The sequence below is a fragment of the Rhizobium deserti genome (genome assembly GCF_004358025.1).
Lineage (GTDB): Bacteria > Pseudomonadota > Alphaproteobacteria > Rhizobiales > Rhizobiaceae > Neorhizobium > Neorhizobium deserti.
In genome coordinates this window covers 564,795-585,549 of the sequence record NZ_SMTL01000001.1, presented here as the reverse complement: position 1 = coordinate 585,549, position 20,755 = coordinate 564,795, and the positions used below count along the sequence as shown (strand labels likewise).

The window sequence follows — 20,755 nt, the reverse complement described above, 5'->3', positions numbered from 1 at the left end:
GCCAGGATCGCTGCCTTATGCTTTCCCGGTATTTGCGAGGGTGACTGATGTTTCGATTTCTGCGCGTGGCGGTGTTTTTCCTTCTGCTCGGCTTCAGCTTGGGAGTAGGAAAAACAGAGGCTCAGGCCGGCTATGCGCATTTCATCTATGACGCCACCAGCGGCAAGGTGCTGACCTCCGAAAATGCCGACGTCATCAACCATCCAGCTTCCCTGACCAAGATGATGACGCTCTACCTCACTTTCGAGGCGCTGCATGAAGGGCGGCTCTCCTGGGACGGGCAGATCGTCATGACATCCAATGCGGCCAGCAAGATCCCCTTCAAGCTCGGCCTCAAGGCGGGCCAGCCGCTGACCGTGCGCGAGGCCGTTTATGCCATGGCGATCCGCTCTGCCAATGATGCCGCCGCCGCGATGGCCGATCATCTGGGTGGCAGCGAAGATCGTTTCGGTGCGATGATGACCGCCAAAGCCCGTCGGCTCGGCATGTCGAGCACAGTCTTCCGCAATGCATCCGGTCTGCCGGACGACGCTCAAGTCACGTCGGCGCGCGACATGGCGACCCTGGCCATGGCGCTGATCCGCGACTATCCGGAGGAATACAAGCTGTTTTCGCTGCGCGCCTTCGATTTCCGCGGCAAGCGCATCAAGGGCCATAACAACCTGATGTATCGCTACCCCGGTATGGACGGCATCAAGACCGGCTTCGTCAACGCATCCGGCTTCAATATTGCCAGCGCCGTCAACGTCAACGGCCACCGCATCATCGGCGTCGTCATGGGTGGCAAATCGGCGCGCAAGCGCGACGACCAGATGGCGGCACTTCTCGACAAATATGCAGCGCCGAACGGGGCTGGAAGCGATCCCTCGGGCGCGCTTGTCGCTTCGGTTCCCGAACAGAAGAGGACGGCGGAAGGTCCGCTTCCGCTTTCCTTTGCGGCACCGCAGAAGCAAATTGTCGTCGGCGGCCAGCCGCCGAGGGCGGCCGTCGCCAATCTTTATGCCTTTCCGAGCCAGCCGGCGCATCCTAGCGAGGCGCCGGCGGGTCAGGTCCAGTCGGGTCAGACACAGCCGGTTCAACCTCAAACAGGTCAGACAACAACCTCTGCCCAACCATCGGACTCCTGGAGCATCCAGGTGGCGACGGCAGCCAGCCGGGAGGCTGCATCCGCGCTTCTGGAGCGGGCACGGCCTGTCGTGTCACGGGCCTATGCGAAAGCCTCGCCGAGTGTCGAAAGCTATGCCAAGTCGGGCAAGGAATATTTTCGCGCCCGATTCGCCGGTTTCGCCGATAGGGAGGCGGCTCAAAGCGCCTGCACTCTCTTGAAGTCGAAGTCGGTCAATTGCTTCGTGCTCAGGTAGATATCGGCTGGTGTCTGACGCGCCATTGCAGGCGCGCCGAACAACGTGGAGAGGTGACATGGTTTTTGGCGTCGTGAACCCGGCTAAGACGGGCAAGGATGCCACTCCCCAGCCATGCTCTTACACCCGCTTGGGGATCTCCAGGCCGCGCTGCACGGCCGGGCGGGCCAAGGCGCGATCCAGCCATTCCGGCACCCGCTTCAGTTGGTCGTATTCGACCAGTGCGCCGGCGCCGTAGAAGCCGACAAGGTTGCGCACCCAGCCGATCATGGAAATATCGGCGATCGTGTATTCATCGTTCATGATCCAGTCGCGGCCTTCCAGCCGGCTTTCGAGTACCCGGATCAGGCGGTGCGACTCCTTGGCATAACGGTCACGCGGGCGCTTGTCCTCATAGTCCTTGCCGGCGAACTTGTGGAAGAATCCGAGCTGGCCGAACATCGGCCCAAGCCCGCCCATCTGGAACATCACCCACTGGATCGTCTCGTAGCGCCTGGCCGGATCGGCCGGCAGCAGCTTCCCGGTCTTTTCTGCAAGGTAGATCAGGATGGCGCCGCTCTCGAAAAGCGCGAGCGGCTTGCCGCCGGGGCCATCCGGATCCAAGATCGCCGGGATCTTGCCGTTCGGGTTCAGGGACAGGTATTCCGGCCCCTAGGTTTCGTCGGCGCCGATATTGATGAAATGCGGCTCGTAGGGCAGGCCGATCTCCTCCAGCATGATCGATACCTTGACGCCGTTCGGCGTCGGCACGGAATAGAGCTGCAGGATGTCGGGATTGCTTGCAGGCCATTTGGTGGTGATGGGGTAGTTGGAAAGGTCGGTCATAGGCGCTTCCTCGTTTGTGCATTCGTTTGAGCCGACTATAGCCACGGATAGGTCCTGCGCCAGATATCCCGAACCAACATTTTTTGCTGCGGAGTGTCGGTTCAGGGGCTAATTCTTCGTCTTGATCAGAAGAGGGAGGTCACCATGCTTTATGCCGTGCTTTGCTATGCGCACGAGGAAACCGTATTCGCCTGGTCCCGGGAGGAGGAGGCGTCGGTCATGGAAAGGCTTTATGCGGTGCAGGAGCCGCTCGCCAAAGCCGGCAAGCTCGGCCCAGTCGGCCGGCTGATGCCGACAACGACGGCGACCACGGTGCGAAAAGGCTCGCAGGAGCCGCTGGTGCTGGATGGTCCATTCGCCGAAACCAAGGAAGTCCTGCTCGGCTTCTACACGGTCGACGTCGAGACGCTGGACGCGGCGGTCGCCTTTGCTAAGGAGCTTTCGGCCGTCAATCCCGGCTCCAGCTCTTATGAAATCCGGCCGTTCCACGTTTTCCATGCGGGATACTTGAAGACATGACCGATCTTGCCTGGATCGAACTGGCGCTGAGCGCGGCCCGACCGCAGGCGCTCGGTGCACTTCTGCGCTATTTCCGCAATCTCGATACGGCAGAAGAGGCATTCCAGGAGGCAAGTCTCAGGGCCGTGAAGACATGGCGGGACAAGGGGCCGCCGCGCGATCCGGCTGCCTGGCTGATCTTCGTCGGCCGCAATAGCGGCATCGACCAGATCCGCAAAGGGGCAAAGCACGATCCGCTGCCGCCGGAGGATAGGTTTTCCGATCTCTCGGATGCCGAGCAGGATCTGGCCGAGCGGCTCGATGATTCCTATTACCGAGATGACATCCTGCGCTTGATGTTCATCTGCTGCCATCCGGATCTGCCGACCACCCAGCAGATTGCGCTGGCGCTGCGGATCGTTTCCGGCCTCAGCGTGGCGCAGATCGCGCGAGCCTTCCTGGTCGGCGACAGTGCCATGGAGCAGCGCATTACCAGGGCCAAGGCGCGGGTCGTCAAGGCGGGTGTGCCCTTCGAGGCGCCGAGTGCTTCCGAAAGAAGCGTGCGCCTCGCCACGGTCTCAGCGATGATCTACCTCGTCTTCAACGAAGGCTATTCCGCCGGGATCGCCAATCCGGACAGTGCCGGCTTCTGCGACGAGGCCATCCGGCTGGCGCGGATATTGCTGCGGATCTTTCCAGCCGAACCGGAAGTCATGGGGCTTGCAAGCCTGATGCTCCTGCAGCATTCCCGCGCCAGGGCACGGTTCGACGGGCAGGGCCAGATCGTCCTCCTCGACGACCATGACCGCGGCCTATGGGACCGGACGCTGATCGCAGAAGCGCTGGTCATGCTCGACAAGGCGATCCGCCACCGCAGGCCGGGGACGTATCAGCTGCAGGCGGCGATTTCGGCATTGCATGCGCGAGCGGCGCGGCCTGAGGACACTGACTGGCAGCAGATCGTCCTGCTTTACCAGCGCCTCGAGCAGCTTCATCCATCGCCCGTGGTGACGCTCAACCGCGCGGTGGCGGTCTCGAAACTTGAAGGGCCGCAGGCGGCGCTGGAACTGGTCGAGACGCTTTGGCCAAAGCTAGACGGCTATTTCTACTTCCACGGGGTGCGCGGCAGCCTGTTGATGCAGACCGAGCGCCGGCAGGAGGCCAGGAAGGCATTCGACCGAGCCGTTGCACTTGCACATTCGCCAGCCGAATGCGTCCACATCCGCCAGCAGATCGACCAGCTCGGCGGCGAGACGGGACCATGCGCTTGAAGAAAATCGACGTGGGATGTCGGACCGACGGTGCAGCATACGTCCTGCGGCTACATTACATTCAACAGGATTTCGGGAGAAAGAAATGAACGCTGATACCGCTGCCCATGCCCTGACGCTGACGCGCGAGATTGACGCTCCGGCGGAGAAACTTTTCAAAGCCTGGACGACGCCGGAGCTGATGAAGGAATGGTTCTGCCCAAAACCCTGGAAGGTTTCTCATGCGGAGCTCGACCTTCGGCCCGGCGGCGCCAGTCTGATCGTGATGGAGGGGCCGGAGGGCGAGCAGGTCCCCAATCGCGGCATCTATCTGGAGATCATTCCCAACCGGAAGCTGGTGTTTACTGACGCCTTCACCAGCGCCTGGGTGCCGTCCGAGAAGCCGTTCATGACCGGCATCATCGAATTCGAGGATCTTGGCGATGGTCGCACGCAATATACGGCCAGCGCCGTCCACTGGACGGCGGAAGACAAGCAGGCTCATGAAGAAATGGGGTTTCACCAAGGCTGGGGCGCGGCTGCCGATCAGCTGGAACAACTGGTCAAGAATTTGTGAGATGAGCCCGGGCTGGACGGGATAGGAATGGGGCGGAGCTTTTGAGCCGCCTCCGCCGGCCTGAAGAGAAGTCTGACGGCAGGAGCCGAGCCAGCATCAACTGCCGCACAGGCAGGCTGCGCCGAAGATGCTGCGTTGAAAGTCCAATTGGCTGGCCATCTGCAAAGATCGACAAATCGCCATTGGACAAGCCGGAAGCCCGCTCTACATTTGCGCCACGTCATGATGCGGAATTACGTGGAGCTACGAGTGGTTGAGCCACAGGCACAGCACGATAAGGGCATGGTCTTCCCCTTCGGCGGAGGCGAAACAGGCAAGCTGATCCGAAGCTTTGACTGGTCGGAGACGCCGCTCGGGCCGATTTCCGGTTGGCCGCAGAGCCTGAAGACCGTCACCAATATGCTTCTGCTTTGCCCCATTCCCATTGTTCTTCTGTGGGGCGAAGACGGTATCATGATTTATAACGATGCCTATTCTGTCTTCGCCGGCCGCCGCCACCCCCAGCTTCTCGGCTCCAAAGTGCGCGAGGGCTGGGACGAGATCGCAGATTTCAACGACAATGTCATGAAGGTCGGCCTTGCCGGCGGTACGCTCGCCTACGAGAACCAGGAGCTGACGCTGATCCGCCACGGCAAGCCGGAACCGGCCTGGATGAATCTCGATTATTCGCCGGTCGTCGATGAAAGCGGCAAGCCGGCCGGCGTTATCGCCATTGTGGTGGAAACCACCAGGAGCGTCGTTGCGCAACGCAAGCTCGAGCAGAGCGAAGGACGCTTTCGGGCTTTGACCAATGCCACCTCGGACGTGGTCTACCGGATGAGCGCGGATTGGAGCGAGATGCAGCCGCTCGACGGGCGCGGATTGCTGGCCGACATGGAGCGTCCCAGTGCCGCCTGGCAAGACTTCTACATGCTGCCGGAAGACAAACCTGCCCTACAGGCAGCCATTGACGAAGCCTTGCGGACCAGGAGTGTCTTCCAGCACGAGCATCGGGTGCGCCAGGCGGATGGCTCGATCGGCTGGACGCTGTCCCGAGCCGTGCCGATTGTCGACGAGGCAGGCGACATCGTCGAATGGTTCGGCGCTGCCAGCGATGTCACCGAGCGACGGCGCAACGAGGAGCATCTGCGCCGCGTGGTCCACGAGCTCAACCACCGGGTCAAGAACAACCTGGCGATGACGCAGGCGATCGCCGCCCAGACCTTCCGCAATGTCGACGATCTCAAGGAAGCGCAGGCGCGGTTCGGTTCGCGCATGGTGGCGCTTGGGCAGGCCAATGATCTGCTGACCGGAGAGCGATGGGTCGGCGCTTCCCTTATAGGCGCGATCGGCCAGGCGATCCGCCCGCACTACCCGCAGCCGGAGCGGAGCCTGGTCACCGGCGACGATGTGCAACTAACGCCGAAGACGGCACTGGCGCTCACCTTGGCCATGCACGAGCTCGCCATGAATGCCCTGAAATATGGTGCCTGGTCGAATGCAAGCGGCACGGTCACCGTGACCTCCGCCACCTATTCCGGCTCTGCCGGGGACAGGCGGTTGCGGGTCGAATGGCGAGAAAGCGGCGGGCCGCAGGTGCAGCCGCCGACGCGGCGCGGCTTCGGCTCGGTTCTCATAGAGCGCGGGCTGGCGCGTGAAATGGGCGGCCAGGTGAAGATGGAGTTTTTGCCCGACGGGCTCGTCTGCACCATCGACGCGCCGGAGCATGTGGAAGCGGGAAGCTGACATGCGACTGCGTATCCTGGTGGTCGAGGACGAGATGACCATCGCCTTGCTGATCGAGGACATGCTGAGCGAACTGGGGCATGAGGTCGTCGATCTGGCCATGCGCCTGCCGCAGGCGGTCGAGCTTGCGCAGAGGGCGGATTTCGACCTTGCCATCCTCGACGTCAATCTCGATGGTCGCAAGTCCTTCCCGGTGGCCGACATCCTGTTGGAACGAGGCATACCCTTCGCCTTCGCGACCGGATACGGGGCAGCCGGCATCGAGCCGGCCTATACGGGCCGCCCGGTTCTGACGAAGCCGTTCCTGATGGACGATCTCGAAACCGCGATTGCCACCCTGGCTGCTTCCCCCGCCATTTCTTGATGCCCTGGTGCGGCATCTATCCATTTCATCGAAGGAATGCTTCGAGAGATTGCCGTTTGCCGGCACGCGGCGCACCGACTATCTGAGCGGTATCAGCAAGGGATGATCAAGATGGAACTGGGGCTTCATACTTTTGGCGATGTGGATGCGACGGCAGGCGGCAAGGGGCACGAAGGGGCGCGGCGCATCCGTGACCTGTTGGAAGAGATCGAGCTTGCTGATCAGGTGGGACTCGACGTCTTTGGGCTCGGCGAACATCACCGCCCCGACTACGTCATCTCGTCGCCGGCCGTGGTGCTGGCCGCCGCTGCCGCCCGCACCAAGAAGATTCGCCTGACCAGCGCCGTGACGGTTCTTTCTTCCGACGATCCGGTCCGCGTGTTCCAGCAGTTTTCGACGCTCGACCTGATTTCCGACGGCCGTGCCGAGATCATGGCCGGTCGCGGTTCCTTCATCGAATCCTTTCCGCTGTTCGGCTATGACCTGGAAGATTATGACGCTCTGTTTTCCGACAAGCTCGAACTCCTGCTGGCGCTGCGCGATCATGAGGAGGTGACCTGGCAGGGGACGATGCGACCGGTGATCAACGGACGCGGCGTTTACCCGCGCCCCCTGCAGGAGCCGCTGCCTGTCTGGATTGCCGTTGGCGGCACGCCGCAATCGGTGGCGCGGGCCGGGACGCTCGGCCTGCCGCTGGCGGTCGCCATTATCGGCGGCGACTATCCGCGCTTTGCACCCTTCTTCAACCTGTATCGCGAATCGGCGCGGCGGGCCGGCCATGATCCTGCGACCCTGAAGACCAGCATCAATGTGCATGGTTTCATTGCCGACACGACGCAGGCGGCGGCCGATCAGTTCTATGGCCCGCAGGCGCAGGTGATGGACCGCATCGGCCGCGAACGGGGCTGGGGACCGACCAGCCGGGCCCATTTCGATCAGGCGCGCGGACCGACCGGAAACCTGTTCGTCGGCGAGCCGGAGCTGGTGGCCGAGAAGATCATCGCTGCGCACAAGGTGTTCGGTATGGATCGCTTTCTCCTGCAGATGGCGATCGGGCCGATGCCGCATGCGGCGATCATGCGCGGCATCGAACTCTACGGCACGAAAGTCGCGCCAATCGTGCGAAAAGAACTCGGAGTCGCCAGAAAAGAATTGACGGGATCGGTCGATGGCGCGACACCCGCCGCCGAAAAGCAATGAACACGAGCCGCAGACATGGTTATCTCCACCGATGAAGAACTTGCCAAGCTGAAGGAGATCGGCCGGCTCTGCGCCCAGGCGGTGGAGACCATGGCCAGGGCGCTGGAGCCGGGCATCACCACACGCGAACTGGATGCCATCGGCCGCAAGCTGCTGGAAGACAATGGGGCGCAATCGGCGCCGGAAACCAGCTACCGGTTTCCCGGCGCCACCTGCATCAGCGTCAACGAGGAAGTGGCGCACGGCATTCCGGGCGACCGGATCATCCAGGCGGGCGACCTCGTCAATATCGACGTATCGGCCGTCAAGGATGGCTTTTACGGCGATACCGGCGCTTCCTATGCCCTGCCGCCGGTGAAGCGGGAGATCGAAAAGCTGTGCCGCGACGGGCGTCGGGCGCTGTGGACCGGGCTGCAGCAGGTGAAGACCGGAAAATCCATGGCCGGGATCGGCAATGCGATCGGCGCCTTTGCCAAGAAGAACCGCTATACGCTGATCACCAATCTTTCGAGCCACGGGATTGGCCGCTCGCTGCACGAGGAGCCGAAGGAATTGCCGACCTGGCCGGATCCGCATGAAACCCGGATCATGGAGGAGGGGCTGGTGTTTACCGTCGAGCCCTTCCTGTCGCTCGGCGCCGAATGGGCCGAGGACGGCGGCAATGGCGATTCCTGGACGCTCTACAGCGATCCGCGGGCGCCGACCGTGCAATACGAGCACACGGTGGTGGTGACGCGCAACGGTCCGCTGATCCTGACGCTCGCCTCCTGAACCGATGATCAGGCGCTGCGTGTGAGGCGGCCTTCCAGATGCATGCATCAACCGCCTTCATCGCAGCAATGACAAATCCTTATTTGTCGGCGGGCCCGGCGATTGTCATAAGGGCGGAATGCTGCAGATGAACAATGCTCCTTCCGGCCGCCCCCTGCTGACCGGCTTTGCCGGCGCCATTGCCATGGCCGCCGCCATGGGCTTCGGGCGCTTCTTCTACACGCCGATCCTGCCGGGAATGATGGCCGGGATCCCGATCTCGGCAGCCGATGCCGGCACGATCGCGGCCGGCAATTTCGGCGGCTATCTCGCCGGCGCTATCCTGTCTGCCTATGGCTGGGCGGCGGGGCGCGAGCGGCAGGTGGCGCTCGGCGGACTGCTGACGACGGCGCTGCTGCTGGCCGCCATGGCAATGACGCAGTCGGTCACGGCCTTCGTCGTCATCCGCTTCCTGGCCGGGCTGGCGAGCGCGCTTGCGATGATCTTCACCTCGTCGATCGTGCTGCCCCATGCGGCGGGCAAGAACGTGGTCAACATGCTGCATTTCGGCGGCGTCGGGCTTGGCATAGCGCTGTCTTCGGCACTTGTGCTGGTGGTCAACACGGTTGCCGGCGATGCCGCGCATGGCTGGCGGATCAACTGGCTGGCGGGCGCGGCCATCGTCTTCGTCGTCTGGCTGATCGTCCTGCGGATCCTGCCGCGTCCGCCGCTCGGCCTTGGCAAGGTCGTCGAGCCGCCGCTTCAATGGCGGCTGCCACTGGTTCTCGTGACCGCCTCCTATGGCCTTTTCGGCTTCGGTTATGTGATCACCGCCACTTTTCTGGTGACCATTGCGCGGATGGGCAATGCCGGGCCGCTCGTGGAATTCCTCGCCTGGTTCGTGACCGGCTGCGCAGCGGCGATTTCGCTGCTGGCCTGGCATCCTGTCGTGCGGCGCTTCGGCCTGGCGAAAGCCTATCTGGCGGCGGTGCTGCTGTTGGCAGCCGGCGTGCTCGGCTCGGTCAGCCTGCCGCCGACGCCCGGCGCGCTGATCGGCGGACTGCTGCTCGGCGCCACCTTCATGGTGGTCACCGCCTTCGGGCTGCAGATCGGCCGTCTGCTTTCCCCCGCCAGCCCGCGGCGGGCCTTCGCCTTCATGACAGCAGCCTTCGGCACCGGCCAGATCATCGGCCCGCTGGTGGCCGGATGGCTGGCAGAACGGACCGGCAGCTTCTCGGCGCCGACGCTCGCCGCAGCGGCGGTGCTGGTGGTCTGCGTTCTCCTCGCCATCCCGGTGGCCCGGCGCCCGCTCTAGAGGGTCCGCGGTTACATTTGCGTAACAATCGGGAACGGTTATTGCCGCTCCCTTGGAACTGCCATAGTTTCCGGCTCAACCGTCGTTTTCGACCTCCCGAAGATTCGAAGCCAGGAAAGCCAAAGCTCCGTGTTTCATTCCTTTTTTCCCCGACCGAAGCTGTTTTTCATTTCGGCCGTCATCTGGGCGGTCGTTGTCGTTATATCCTGGTACGCAGGGGGGAGTGCGCTCGGTCCGGCTATAGGTCTCTCTCTTGGTGACGCCAATGCGCCAGTAGACGTCTCACTTTTTTGGTCGGGACCGTTCCTTTGGTTTTATCTGTACTACCTTCTGGCCACTGCCATTTTTGCCGCCTTTTGGTTCGTTTACTCTCCTCACCGCTGGCAGTACTGGTCTGTATTGGGAACCGCGCTTATTGTATTTGTCACCTATTTTTCGGTCCAGGTAAGCGTTGCGTTCAACGCTTGGTATGGTCCCTACTACGATTTGGTTCAGCAGGCGCTTGCAAAGACGGCGCCCGTGACTGCGCAGCAGCTATACTCTGGCCTTCTCGGGATCACCGGCATAGCCTTTGTTTCGATCACTGTGAGCGTGCTGAACCTCTTCTTTGTCAGCCACTACATCTTCCGCTGGCGTACTGCCATGAACGAGTTCTACATGGCCAACTGGTCCAAGCTGCGCCATATCGAGGGCGCATCGCAGCGTGTTCAGGAAGACACGATGCGGTTTGCTTCAACTGTTGAAGGACTGGGAGTCGGCTTCGTTCGTGCGATCATGACATTGATCGCTTTCATGCCGGTGCTGTTTTCGTTTTCGAACACGATCACGGAGCTGCCTATCATTGGCGAAGTACCGCATGCGCTTGTATGGGCGGCAATCGTATGGTCGCTGTTCGGCACTGTCTTTCTTGCCTTAGTTGGCATTAAGCTGCCGGGTTTGGAATTTCGGAATCAGCGCGTTGAAGCAGCCTATCGCAAGGAACTCGTCTATGGCGAGGATCATGCCGATCGAGCCCAGCCTGCAACGATCGCGGAGCTGTTTTCCAACGTCCGAAAAAACTATTTCCGCCTCTATTTTCACTATTTGTATTTCAACATTGCACGCTTCTTCTATCTTCGCGCGGACGACCTTTACAGCTTGCTCGTTCTCATCCCGTCCATTGCCGCTGGGAAAGTGACTCTTGGCATCTTTACGCAGATCGGCAACGTCTTCGATCAGGTACGGACGTCCTTTCAGTATCTGATCAATTCCTGGACGACGATCGTCGAGCTTCTGTCGATCTACAAGCGTCTCAAAGCTTTCGAAGCGGTCATCTATGACGAGCCGTTGCCTACGATTGATCGGAACTATCTGGAACGCGAGGCCGTGGGTGGCGAGATAGCGGCCGACAAGCCGACCTGATCGTATCGGATTCCAAGCAAGCAGTTTTGGCCGCGCCGGATCGTCAGTCCGGCGCGGTTTCGTTTTGAGAATGGGGCAGGCGGGTTATTTCGGGTAGAGGTATGTCAGGCTTTCCACCTGCCCTGATCGCCTTTCCGGTTTTTCGGGGATTTCCGAGCCCCCGTCGACCGCTTTGGCAACCGCCATCGAAACCGGGCCTTGCAGCCCTTGGATGCGACCGGCTCGCGAACCCGGTTTCCCATCCGATGACGATGCAATTGTTGCACGGTGAAGCTGAGCGGGGAAAATCGCGGCCTGCAAAAAATGACAAGTCATTGAAGCGGCGGGAATTTTTTTTCGAGATAGCTGGTATTCTTGCCCGCCGATGGTCAGGTGGGCGCCTGGGCGCGGACGCGATTGAGGCGCCAGCCAAGAAGGCAGCCGATCGTGGCACCGGCCGCCTTGACCAGGGCATCGTCCATATGCGCATGGCGGCTGGGCGACAGATATTGCAGGAGTTCAATGCCGCCAGCGCCAAGCAAGGTCAGCACCGCGCAGAAGATCCATTGCCGCGGATAGGCGAGAACAAACAGAAGCGACATCAAGGCGAAGGCTCCGGCGCGGTCGAGGTCGACCGGAAGCAGGTCGTGCGGGCGCCAGCCGATCGGCGAAACTGTGACGAAGACGATCCCGGCAAAGCTGAGCCAGGCAAGAAGGCGGAACGGCAGGTTGTTCATGAATGTCTCATAGAGCAGGACGGCGGCGGCGGGAAATCAAACCCGTCATGAAAGTTAACCCGGTGCGTACCGAGATCACACATGAGGACCGGTCAGGTCGTCAAAGGCCGGAGGCTCCCTCATGCCTTTGCCGTTCCCGGATCATCGCCACAGCCTGCGAATAGCTGACGCAGGCGACGTCCTGGCGACCGCAGACGTCGCTCACCAATCGCTCCATCGCCCGCCAATAGGCGCCGCCGTTCATCTCGACAAAATGAAAGCCGAGCTGCAGCGGAATGCGGTCGCCGTCATATTGCTTGTCGAAGGCGGCGCGGAAGGCTGCATAGGCGCGCTCTTCGAATTCCGCTGCGCGGCTCGGATTGTCGATGCCGGCGGAGTGGCGGATGAAGAGATTGTAGTCCATGCCGATGATCGGCCGGCCAGCCGGCCCTTCCGGGATGAGCGGCAGGCCGAAGCGGATCAGCCCGTCCTTGTCTTCCGGCATGGCGGGTCCCTTGGTGACGAGGCTTGCGTCATAGCGGATGCCGGCCGCCTTTTCGGCCTCCACCATGCCGGCGCTTGTCGAGAAATAGGGCGCGCGAAACCCGTTGATGTCCCTGGCGACGAAATCGCGCCAACCTTCCGGCTCGTCCAAGGCCGCGCCGGTCGTCTGCCAGGCATTGGACAGGACGTGGCGGAAGCTGGAAAATTCCGCCGTCCAGTCGGCCGCCGCCCAGTCCTTGCCGTCGAAGTGGCCGCAGGTATGGCTGGAAATATCATGGCCTTCGAGATGCGCCTGCCAGATGTGGCCGAGCCTCGTGCGCGCTTCCTCGGCCGTCTGGGCAAAGCCGATATTCGATCTGCCCGGCTTTTGGTGCGGCCCCTGATAGCTCCTGGCCCTGGCGCGCTCGATCAGCAGCGTACAGGACAGGAAGTAGGTGAAATGCGCATGGTTGCGCCGGGCTATATCGCGGCTTCTCTCCCATAGGGTATTGGCGCCGGCGCCATCGAAGGAGATCATCATCAGTTGCTTCGGCTTTTCCTGCGCCTGCGCCACCGGTGCGACAGCAATCAGGAGCATGAGAAACAACGGCACCGAGAATGAACGCATGACACCTCAAACCAAAGCAAATCGAGCCCGCGGTTACTGCCTCCTGATTAAGGCGAAGCTTTGAACCGGATAGACGAAACAGCCAAGTCCTAACCACGGGCCGGTTAACAAGCTTTCGACTTTTGGGCGGGGGGCCTTACATCCTAGATAAAATAGGCTAGAAGGCGCTTTTCCGATGATGGGCCTTTCCGGCCGGAGACCTTGATGGCGCAGGACGACGACAGCTTTTTTCGTGAGGTAAACGAGGAACTCCGTTCCGACCGGATGCAATATGCCTGGAAGCGATATGGCAGGATCATCCTGGCCATCGCCGCCCTGGTCGTCATCGGCACGGCCGCCTATCGCGGCTATGAATACTGGCAGTCGCACAATTCCTCGCAGTCTGGCGATCGCTTCATCGCGGCCCTGAAGCTGGCTTCGGAGAACAAGCCGGACGAGGCCCTGGCGGCCCTTGAAGCGATCGAGAAGGACGGTACCGGATCCTATCCGGTGCTGGCCCATATGCGCGCCGGCACGATCCAGGCGAACAAGGGCGATCTGTCCGGCGCCATCGCCACGTTCACGGCGATCGGCAGCCAGAAAGATGCACCCGAGGCGATCCGCGAACTGGCAAAGCTGCGCGCCGGCTGGCTGCTGATCGATACCGGCACCTATGAACAGGTGGCGGCGCAGGTCCAGGTGATGACGTCGCCGGGCCAGATGCTGGCCAATTCCGCCCGTGAGGCCCTTGGACTTGCCGCCTACAAGGCCGGCAACATGCCGCAGGCCAAGCAGTGGTTCCAGCAGATCGCCAATGACACGGCGGCACCCCGCAATGTCGCCAACCGGGCGCAAATCATGCTCGACAACATCGCCGCTTCCGGCAAAGCGCCCTAACTTCCAGGAGAAGTCAGGGCTTAAGGACAACACCATGAGCTTCACCGTCGCCATCGTCGGACGCCCCAATGTCGGCAAGTCCACGCTTTTCAACCGGCTGGTGGGAAAGAAGCTGGCGCTTGTCGACGATACGCCCGGCGTCACCCGCGACCGCCGCCCGGGCGAAGCTAAGCTCGTCGACCTGCGCTTCACCATCATCGATACGGCGGGGCTTGAAGAGGCCGGGCCGGAAACGCTCGAAGGCCGGATGCGGGCCCAGACCGAGGCTGCAATTGACGACGCCGACCTCACCCTGTTCGTGGTCGATGCAAAATTCGGGCTGACGCCGCTCGACAAGACGTTCGGCGAGCTTTTGCGCCGCAGCGGCAAGCCGGTCGTGCTGGTGGCCAACAAATCAGAGGCCAAGGGTTCGGATGCGGGCTTCTACGATGCCTATACGCTCGGCCTCGGCGAGCCGGTGCCGATCTCGGCTGAGCATGGCGGCGGCATGATCGACCTGCGCGACGCCATCGTCGAAGCGATTGGCGAGGAAAGGGCTTTTCCGGAAGACGACGACGAGGCGGAGACCGATATCGACGTGTCCGGCTCGTCGTTCGGCGATGATGCGGACGACGATTTCGAACCGGAATATGACGAGACCAAGCCGCTCCGGGTGGCAATCATCGGGCGGCCGAATGCCGGCAAGTCGACGCTGATCAACCGCTTCCTCGGCGAGGACCGGCTGCTGACCGGGCCGGAGGCCGGTATTACCCGCGACTCCATCTCAGTGGAATGGGACTGGCGCGGTCGCACGATCAAGATGTTCGACACGGCCGGCATGCGCAAGAAGGCGCGGGTGCAGGAAAAGCTCGAAAAGCTATCGGTCGCCGATTCGCTGCGCTCCATCCGCTTCGCCGAAACGGTCGTCATTGTCTTCGATGCCACTATTCCGTTCGAAAAACAGGACCTGCAGCTCGTCGACCTGGTTCTGCGCGAAGGCCGGGCGGCGGTGCTCGCCTTCAACAAATGGGACCTGGTGGAAGAACCGCAGGCAGTGCTGGCGGAGCTTCGCGAAAAGACCGAGCGGCTGCTGCCGCAGGCGCGCGGCATTCGCGCCGTGCCGATTTCCGGGCAGACCGGTTACGGTCTCGACAAGCTGATGCAGAGCATCATCGACACGGACAAGGTGTGGAACAAGCGCATCTCGACGGCGAAGCTGAACCGCTGGCTGGAAGGCACGCAGATCCAGCATCCGCCACCGGCCGTTTCGGGCCGCCGCCTGAAGCTCAAATACATGACGCAGGTGAAGGCCCGTCCGCCGGCCTTCATGATTTCCTGTACGCGGCCCGACGCCCTGCCGGAAAGCTATATCCGCTATCTCACCAATGGATTGCGGGCGGATTTCGAAATGCCCGGCGTTCCCATCCGCATCCACTTCAAGGCGGGCGAAAACCCCTTCGAAGGCCGCAAGAAGAAGCGTTAGGTCTCGCTGATGCAAGGCTTGCTTGCATTTTGCCGGCGGGCATGATCCACTGATGACATCGCTGCGGTGCTGGAGGGTGCTGCAGGCGGTTCATTGGAGGAGGAAATCATGATCATTATCGGGCTCTTGTCGTCCCTGTGTCTTGCGGCCGGCAGCATCGGCTATTTCGTTTGGCGCGACAAGCGGATCGGCTAAGGCCTATGCGCCAGCCTCCGCCGAAAGCGGCGGGGGCAGCCAAGGCTTTGCGGCTCAAGGCGCGGGAGCGATCAGCGCCTTGCGGCTTTGAGCCGTCAGCACATTTCCAAGAAACTGCCGCGATGCCGATTCCCAGCTGAAATTGCGGGCCAGCTGGCGGGCATTCTCGCGCGAGCATCCGAGCGCCTGCATGCAGGCCTCCCGCAGATCCTCGTTCAAGGCGCCGGCGCCCGACCCGTCTTCGATGATATCGATCGGACCAGTGACGGGATAGGCGGCGACCGGCACGCCGCTTGCCAAGGCTTCCAAAATGGTGTTTCCGAAGGTATCGGTCTTCGAGGGAAAGACGAAGACATCCGCCTGCGCATAGGCATGCGCCAGCTCTTCGCCGATCTTCATGCCGGTAAACAGCACGTCCGGGTAGCGCTTCTGCAAATCGGCGCGCGCCGGTCCGTCGCCGACCACCACCTTCGAGCCGGGCAGATCGAGCGCCAGGAAGGCGGGCAGGTTCTTCTCCACCGCAACGCGGCCGACGGTCATGAAGATCGGGCGCGGCAGATCGAAGGGACGCTCGTCGCGTTCCATCGGATGAAAAACGGTCTGGTCGATGCCGCGGCTCCAGCGCAGGAGATTGTGGATGCCGAGCTTCGTCAGTTCGCGCTCAAGGCTCGCCGTGGCGACCATGCAGCCATTGCCGGCATTGTGGAACCAGCGCACGAAGGCATGCAGCCAGCGCAGCGGAACGGGGAAGCGCGCCGCCACATATTCCGGAAAACGAGTGTGGTAGCTGGTCGAAAAGGACATGTTGTTCTTGAGGCACCAGCGCCGCGCCAGAAGCCCGAGGGGGCCTTCCGTGGCGATATGAACCGCAGTCGGCAAGGTGGCTTCGATCGCATCGGCCACCTGGCCGTAGCTGGCGATGGAAAGGCGGATTTCCGGGTAGGTCGGGCAGGGGATATTAGCGAAATCTTTCGGCGTCACCATAAAGACCTCGACACCCATGCGCAGCAATTCGCGGTTGGTGTTCTCGATGGAACGGACTACGCCGTTCACCTGAGGATACCAGGCATCCGATACGATGGTTATTCTCGTCATTGAGGCCGAACCCGGTTGCCCGTCCGCCCAAGCGACTCGCGTGCAGCGGAGCGTTTTCAGCCCTTCATCGCGTGACAGTGTAACAGGAGGATGAAGGCCGAAGCGGGCTGACGTCAATGCTGTTTATCAGCTGCCAATTGCGTGCCTTGAAGGCTTTCGGAAGAAGCCGCACAAGATCTTCGGCCAACCAAAGAAAGAACGCAGGCCGCCCGGCCCGCGTTTCAGCCGCAAATTTCTTATTCGGAAATGGTCAGCTCCTGATCGAAGGTCGACGTCTGGTCAGCGCTTATGTCGTGGATCGTGTAGGTCAGCAGGTATTTGCCGGCCGGCGCGCCCGTGAGGTTGAGCGTGAAGTCCATGGAGAACTCCATATTGGCGCTATGGCTTTGCAGCACATTTTTTGCAAAGCCCTTTTGATCGCTAACGACCTCACCGCTTGCTGTCTTCAGCAGAAGGTCGGAAATGAAGTTCATCTCGTACATGTCGCCTGGAAGCTCCTTCCAGCCATAGCCGATTGGCTCCACATAGGTGATGATCTTTTCGCCGGGCTTGAAAACGTTACCCTGTTTGGCCTGATATATACCGTAGCCCTGCGACGGTGCGGTGATGAAGGTGACTTCACGCTCGGTAAGCGGCAGTTTGGTCCAGGCGTCATAGACCTTGCCCTCCGCCTTGGTGAGCGTGTCCAGCGGATCGGCATGAACACTTCCGGCTAAGCCCAAGATCGCGGCGGCAACAAAAGTAATACGCATTTCAAGTCCCCTTCAAACCAAACGATATCTGCGCCGTCCCTGGCGAGATGCAGATGACGCTAGGTGGTTCGAGCAGAAAATCGTTGCACCATTTTTGGGGCGATGGACATTTCATCGCGTAGGCGCATGCGGTAGGGCCCGATCCGGACGTGCTACGTGTGAGATGAGGACGAAGCCGGGCCCCGGCATGGACTTCACCGATAACGGCTGTTATCCGTCGGCCATTGCCGAGGTTATGATGAAATACAGACGAGAAATCGACGGGCTGAGGGCGGTTGCCGTCGTACCGGTCATTCTTTACCACGCCAATCTGGGTCTGGTTCCCGGCGGCTTCGTGGGTGTCGACATCTTCTTCGTGATCAGCGGCTTTCTGATCACCACGATTATCCTGGAAGACCTAAGCCGCGATCGTTTCAGCATCCTGCACTTCTACGAGCGGCGGCTGAGGCGCATCGCGCCCGCACTTCTATTGGTTTGTCTTGCATGCGTGCCGTTCGCGGCGCTGTGGATGCTTCCTTCGGAGTTCAAGGCTTTCGGCAAAAGCCTATTCCACAGCGTCCTGATGGTGGCGAATTTCGAGCGCTGGGGTCACTATTATTTTTCGCCGAGCAACGAGCTGAAGCCGCTGCTGCACATGTGGTCTTTGGCGGTCGAAGAGCAATTTTACCTCGTCTTCCCTCCCTTGTTGTGGCTGCTGCGACGGACGTCGCGCCGCTGGATGCTGGCTATCGTCGGCGGGCTGGCGGCGGTCAGCTTCATTCTGACATGGCCGCTGTCCAAGCTCGACCCGTCGGCCAATTTCTACCTTCCATTTACCCGCCTGTGGGAACTTGCGCTTGGCGCCATGCTTGCCATCCAGCCGCTCGAGGCAAGAGCACGCCTAGGGCAGCGCAGCCGATCAGCCTTAGCAATGCTGGGTCTGCTGGCCATCCTCGCATCATACGTGGTTCTCGTGTCGGGACCGCATCATCCGGGGCCTATCACCCTGATACCCTGCCTCGGCACGCTTCTGATCATCGCTTTTGCTTCGCCGCAGAACCTGGCGGGGCGTTTGCTTGGGCTGCCCCCGATCGTCGCCATCGGCTTGATCAGCTATAGCCTTTATCTGTGGCACCAGCCAGTCTTCGCCTTTGCGCGCCTCAGGATGATCGATCCCTTGGCGCCAAGCCACTATCTCGTCTTGATGACGCTCATCCTGACACTCGCCACCTTCTCCTACTTCTTCGTCGAAAAGCCCTTCCGAAGAGGGCAGCTGTTTCCCGCCCAGCGGATCTTCGCATTTGCCGGCGCAGGCGGCGCAGCATTGATCGTCATCGGCATAGTCATGACCAAGGCTGGAGGCTTTGCCAGCCGTGGCCACGATCTGACGGCACTGCGGACGGTTAGCAGCGGCATCAGCGACAGGTGCAACGGCAGGATCGAGCCTGCCTGCGTCACAAAGCCTGAACCGACCATGGCCGTATGGGGCGATTCGTTCGCAATGCATGTCGTCGACGGTATCCTGGCCTCGCAGGAGGCTGGCGCTCCTGGGTTGGTCCAACTCAATAAGAGCACCTGTGCGCCGCTGCTGAATCTTGCTCCGGCTCTGCCCGACGAGCCGGCGGACTGGGCGAGGGAATGCCTCACGCACAATGCGGAGGTGCGCGGATTTATCCAGTCCACGCCGTCCTTGCGCTATGTCGTCGTGTCCTCGAAATTCTCCACCTATCTGGATGCCGGATTGCTTATCGGCGGGGATGGGACTGTCGGCGAGGCTGCCTACCAGGACGTCCGGCGTGATTTCGAGGCGACCCTCGACTGGTTGCGCTTGATCGGCCTCAAGCCGGTCGTCTTTGCACCACCACCACGCGACGGGCGGGATGCCGGCCTCTGCGTTTCGCGCTCAGTGACGCTCGGCATTCCAGACGATTTCTGTGCGATGCGGCGGCAGGACGAAGAAGTGTTCGATGCCAAGGTCAAGCGATTGATGGAGGATGTCTCGACGCGGTTTCCGGTAGTCTCTGTAGATGGCTACCTGTGTGATCAGCAAAGGTGCCGGGTCGGCGAAGATGGCGTATCCTTCTTTTACGACGACGGGCATTTCTCCAGGCAGGGTTCCAAATATCTGGGGCAGCGGCTCGACTTCTACCATCACCTCGTGGACGCGGCGGAACACGGATGCGTGGCCGGGGGTGGGGAGCCGCGCGGCATCTGCCAGATGATGCCCGCCGCAGTGCCCGGCGTCGGAGCCGCTGCACGGTCGAACCTCAGTTCCCCTACGGACGGCGAGCTAGTTCTTCAATAACTTCGGGCTGATCAGGGCGCCGTGATGGCCGATCACCACGGCCGCAACCGATGCGCCGTAGGCTGCGGCCTCGGCCGGAGAGGCGCCGCGCACCAGCCGGGACAGGAAGCCGCCGTTGAAACTGTCGCCGGCGCTCGTCGTATCGACGATATTATCTGTCCTGACGGAAGCAACATGCTCCGCTGCCGCGCCGCCGAAGCTCAAGCTGACGCCGTCGGCGCCGTTCTTCACTACGACATCGGCAACCCCGAGCCCGTGGTAGCGCGCGACGGTGTCGCTGACGGTGGCGTCGCCGAAATGAGTGGTTTCGTCGTCGAAGCTCGGCAGGACCAGGCTGGCCGCGCGGGCGCCGGCTTCGATCGTCCGCAGCATGACGTCCTTGCTCGGCCAAAGCCTCGGGCGGAGGTTTGGATCGAAGGCGACCAACTTGCCCGCGGCCCTGGCGCGGCGCAGTTCGGCGAGCAGCGTATCGACCGCTTCGGGCGCCAGAATGCCGAGCGTGATCCCTGAAAAATAGAGGATGTCGGCCTGCTTGACTGCGGCGCGCAGGTGGTCGGCGTCGTCGGCAAGCTTCTTGGCGGCAGCAGTATCCCGCCAGTAGCTGAAGGTACGCTCCCCGTCTTTCAGGGTGATGAGGTAGAGGCCAGGCGTTTTGCCCTCGATCCGGCGGATATGGCCGGTGCCGATACCGGCATCCTGCATGAAGGCCAGCATGTCGGCCGACAGCGGATCGTCGCCAAGTGCCGTCAGGTAATCCACAGACCAATCCGCGGGAAAACAGGCACGCGCATACCAGGCGGTGTTGAACGTGTCGCCGGCAAAGCCCTTGCGCAACAGGCCTTGACCCGCCTGCGACAGTTCCACCATGCATTCGCCGATCGAAAGAAGCCGTCCGCCCATGTCATCCCTCCAGTGATCCTGATGTCGCTTAGGCCGACACGAAGCCTGTGACAAGAGCGATACATCTTTGCTTTTGCGTTGTCTTTTATCCGCCTGGCTCTAGTTTGGGAGGAAAATCC

At 61.6% G+C, this 20,755-nt stretch carries 18 protein-coding genes and 1 pseudogene; 13 read left to right on the top strand and 6 right to left on the bottom strand.

The features are described from left to right. Positions 1-47 precede the first annotated feature (47 nt). Positions 48-1,361, top strand: a complete 1,314-nt coding sequence (locus E2F50_RS02845) for a D-alanyl-D-alanine carboxypeptidase (protein ID WP_133314538.1) — start codon at positions 48-50, stop codon at positions 1,359-1,361. 120 nt (positions 1,362-1,481) lie between these two features. Here the strand turns inward: E2F50_RS02845 and E2F50_RS02840 are convergent. Next, positions 1,482-2,186: pseudogene (locus tag E2F50_RS02840) on the bottom strand (glutathione S-transferase family protein). A gap of 144 nt (positions 2,187-2,330) precedes the next feature. On the opposite strand from E2F50_RS02840, the gene E2F50_RS02835 reads away from it, so the two are divergent. From E2F50_RS02835 to sbmA, 9 genes are all read left to right on the top strand, one after another. Further along, positions 2,331-2,705, top strand: coding sequence for a YciI family protein (locus E2F50_RS02835; RefSeq protein ID WP_133314537.1), 375 nt, complete (start codon positions 2,331-2,333; stop codon positions 2,703-2,705). Continuing rightward, positions 2,702-3,955 (top strand): RNA polymerase sigma factor, encoded by a 1,254-nt coding sequence (locus E2F50_RS02830; protein ID WP_133314536.1) that lies wholly within the window; start codon positions 2,702-2,704, stop codon positions 3,953-3,955. The genes E2F50_RS02835 and E2F50_RS02830 overlap by 4 nt, the downstream gene beginning before the upstream one ends. 85 nt (positions 3,956-4,040) lie before the next feature. After that, positions 4,041-4,511, top strand: coding sequence for an SRPBCC family protein (locus E2F50_RS02825; RefSeq protein WP_133314535.1), 471 nt, complete (start codon positions 4,041-4,043; stop codon positions 4,509-4,511). Positions 4,512-4,760: 249 nt separating this feature from the next. Next, positions 4,761-6,236, top strand: coding sequence for a sensor histidine kinase (locus tag E2F50_RS02820; RefSeq protein ID WP_245515273.1), 1,476 nt, complete (start codon positions 4,761-4,763; stop codon positions 6,234-6,236). A gap of 1 nt (position 6,237) precedes the next feature. Continuing rightward, positions 6,238-6,600, top strand: a complete 363-nt coding sequence (locus E2F50_RS02815) for a response regulator (protein WP_133314534.1) — start codon at positions 6,238-6,240, stop codon at positions 6,598-6,600. Positions 6,601-6,711: 111 nt separating this feature from the next. After that, the gene (locus tag E2F50_RS02810; RefSeq protein ID WP_133314533.1) at positions 6,712-7,800 is read left to right on the top strand and encodes an LLM class flavin-dependent oxidoreductase; all 1,089 of its coding nucleotides are present in this window, start codon (positions 6,712-6,714) and stop codon (positions 7,798-7,800) included. A gap of 15 nt (positions 7,801-7,815) precedes the next feature. Further along, the gene (gene map, locus E2F50_RS02805) at positions 7,816-8,571 is read left to right on the top strand and encodes a type I methionyl aminopeptidase (RefSeq protein ID WP_133314532.1); all 756 of its coding nucleotides are present in this window, start codon (positions 7,816-7,818) and stop codon (positions 8,569-8,571) included. A gap of 127 nt (positions 8,572-8,698) precedes the next feature. Continuing rightward, complete coding sequence (locus tag E2F50_RS02800; RefSeq protein ID WP_245515272.1) at positions 8,699-9,865, top strand: YbfB/YjiJ family MFS transporter; 1,167 nt, start codon at positions 8,699-8,701, stop codon at positions 9,863-9,865. Positions 9,866-9,994: 129 nt separating this feature from the next. Continuing rightward, a complete protein-coding gene (gene sbmA, locus E2F50_RS02795; protein WP_133314530.1) occupies positions 9,995-11,266 on the top strand; it encodes a peptide antibiotic transporter SbmA in 1,272 nt (423 codons plus the stop codon). Positions 11,267-11,634: 368 nt separating this feature from the next. Here the strand turns inward: sbmA and E2F50_RS02790 are convergent, their stop codons facing one another. After that, positions 11,635-11,982 carry a VanZ family protein gene (locus tag E2F50_RS02790; RefSeq protein WP_133314529.1) on the bottom strand — a complete coding sequence of 116 codons (348 nt, stop codon included), beginning with the start codon at positions 11,980-11,982 and terminating at the stop codon, positions 11,635-11,637. A 100-nt stretch (positions 11,983-12,082) separates the two neighbouring features. Continuing rightward, positions 12,083-13,072: a polysaccharide deacetylase family protein gene (locus E2F50_RS02785; RefSeq protein ID WP_133314528.1), complete on the bottom strand. Its 990-nt coding sequence runs from the start codon at positions 13,070-13,072 to the stop codon at positions 12,083-12,085. 204 nt (positions 13,073-13,276) lie between these two features. Here E2F50_RS02785 and E2F50_RS02780 point away from each other — a divergent pair, with 204 nt between their 5' ends. Together E2F50_RS02780 and der are read left to right on the top strand one after the other, a co-directional pair. Beyond that, on the top strand, positions 13,277-13,948 hold the full coding sequence (locus tag E2F50_RS02780; protein WP_133314527.1) for a tetratricopeptide repeat protein: 672 nt from the start codon (positions 13,277-13,279) through the stop codon (positions 13,946-13,948). A gap of 34 nt (positions 13,949-13,982) precedes the next feature. Further along, positions 13,983-15,410 carry a ribosome biogenesis GTPase Der gene (gene der, locus E2F50_RS02775; protein WP_133314526.1) on the top strand — a complete coding sequence of 476 codons (1,428 nt, stop codon included), beginning with the start codon at positions 13,983-13,985 and terminating at the stop codon, positions 15,408-15,410. Between the two features lie 249 nt (positions 15,411-15,659). On the opposite strand, the gene E2F50_RS02770 is transcribed toward der, so the two are convergent. Continuing rightward, entirely contained in the window at positions 15,660-16,700 is a 1,041-nt protein-coding gene (locus E2F50_RS02770; RefSeq protein WP_133314525.1) for a glycosyltransferase family 4 protein, read from the bottom strand. Between the two features lie 236 nt (positions 16,701-16,936). Next, positions 16,937-17,452 carry a hypothetical protein gene (locus E2F50_RS02765; RefSeq protein ID WP_133314524.1) on the bottom strand — a complete coding sequence of 172 codons (516 nt, stop codon included), beginning with the start codon at positions 17,450-17,452 and terminating at the stop codon, positions 16,937-16,939. Positions 17,453-17,639: 187 nt separating this feature from the next. On the opposite strand from E2F50_RS02765, the gene E2F50_RS02760 reads away from it, so the two are divergent. After that, positions 17,640-19,736 carry an acyltransferase family protein gene (locus tag E2F50_RS02760; RefSeq protein WP_161973956.1) on the top strand — a complete coding sequence of 699 codons (2,097 nt, stop codon included), beginning with the start codon at positions 17,640-17,642 and terminating at the stop codon, positions 19,734-19,736. Here the strand turns inward: E2F50_RS02760 and E2F50_RS02755 are convergent. Then, complete coding sequence (locus tag E2F50_RS02755; RefSeq protein WP_133314522.1) at positions 19,722-20,636, bottom strand: sugar kinase; 915 nt, start codon at positions 20,634-20,636, stop codon at positions 19,722-19,724. The genes E2F50_RS02760 and E2F50_RS02755 overlap by 15 nt on opposite strands. Between the last annotated feature and the right edge of the window lie 119 nt (positions 20,637-20,755).

Bases quoted from the DNA above. Each gene is read 5' to 3' on its own strand.
- E2F50_RS02765 (WP_133314524.1), bottom strand. From the start codon at position 17,452: ATGCGTATTACTTTTGTTGCCGCCGCGATCTTGGGCTTAGCCGGAAGT.
- der (WP_133314526.1), top strand. From the start codon at position 13,983: ATGAGCTTCACCGTCGCCATCGTCGGACGCCCCAATGTCGGCAAGTCC.
- E2F50_RS02770 (WP_133314525.1), bottom strand. From the start codon at position 16,700: ATGACGAGAATAACCATCGTATCGGATGCCTGGTATCCTCAGGTGAAC.
- E2F50_RS02815 (WP_133314534.1), top strand. From the start codon at position 6,238: ATGCGACTGCGTATCCTGGTGGTCGAGGACGAGATGACCATCGCCTTG.
- E2F50_RS02845 (WP_133314538.1), top strand. From the start codon at position 48: ATGTTTCGATTTCTGCGCGTGGCGGTGTTTTTCCTTCTGCTCGGCTTC.
- E2F50_RS02790 (WP_133314529.1), bottom strand. From the start codon at position 11,982: ATGAACAACCTGCCGTTCCGCCTTCTTGCCTGGCTCAGCTTTGCCGGG.
- E2F50_RS02780 (WP_133314527.1), top strand. From the start codon at position 13,277: ATGGCGCAGGACGACGACAGCTTTTTTCGTGAGGTAAACGAGGAACTC.
- E2F50_RS02830 (WP_133314536.1), top strand. From the start codon at position 2,702: ATGACCGATCTTGCCTGGATCGAACTGGCGCTGAGCGCGGCCCGACCG.
- map (WP_133314532.1), top strand. From the start codon at position 7,816: ATGGTTATCTCCACCGATGAAGAACTTGCCAAGCTGAAGGAGATCGGC.
- E2F50_RS02755 (WP_133314522.1), bottom strand. From the start codon at position 20,636: ATGGGCGGACGGCTTCTTTCGATCGGCGAATGCATGGTGGAACTGTCG.
- E2F50_RS02800 (WP_245515272.1), top strand. From the start codon at position 8,699: ATGAACAATGCTCCTTCCGGCCGCCCCCTGCTGACCGGCTTTGCCGGC.
- E2F50_RS02835 (WP_133314537.1), top strand. From the start codon at position 2,331: ATGCTTTATGCCGTGCTTTGCTATGCGCACGAGGAAACCGTATTCGCC.
- E2F50_RS02810 (WP_133314533.1), top strand. From the start codon at position 6,712: ATGGAACTGGGGCTTCATACTTTTGGCGATGTGGATGCGACGGCAGGC.
- E2F50_RS02760 (WP_161973956.1), top strand. From the start codon at position 17,640: ATGGACTTCACCGATAACGGCTGTTATCCGTCGGCCATTGCCGAGGTT.
- E2F50_RS02825 (WP_133314535.1), top strand. From the start codon at position 4,041: ATGAACGCTGATACCGCTGCCCATGCCCTGACGCTGACGCGCGAGATT.
- E2F50_RS02785 (WP_133314528.1), bottom strand. From the start codon at position 13,072: ATGCGTTCATTCTCGGTGCCGTTGTTTCTCATGCTCCTGATTGCTGTC.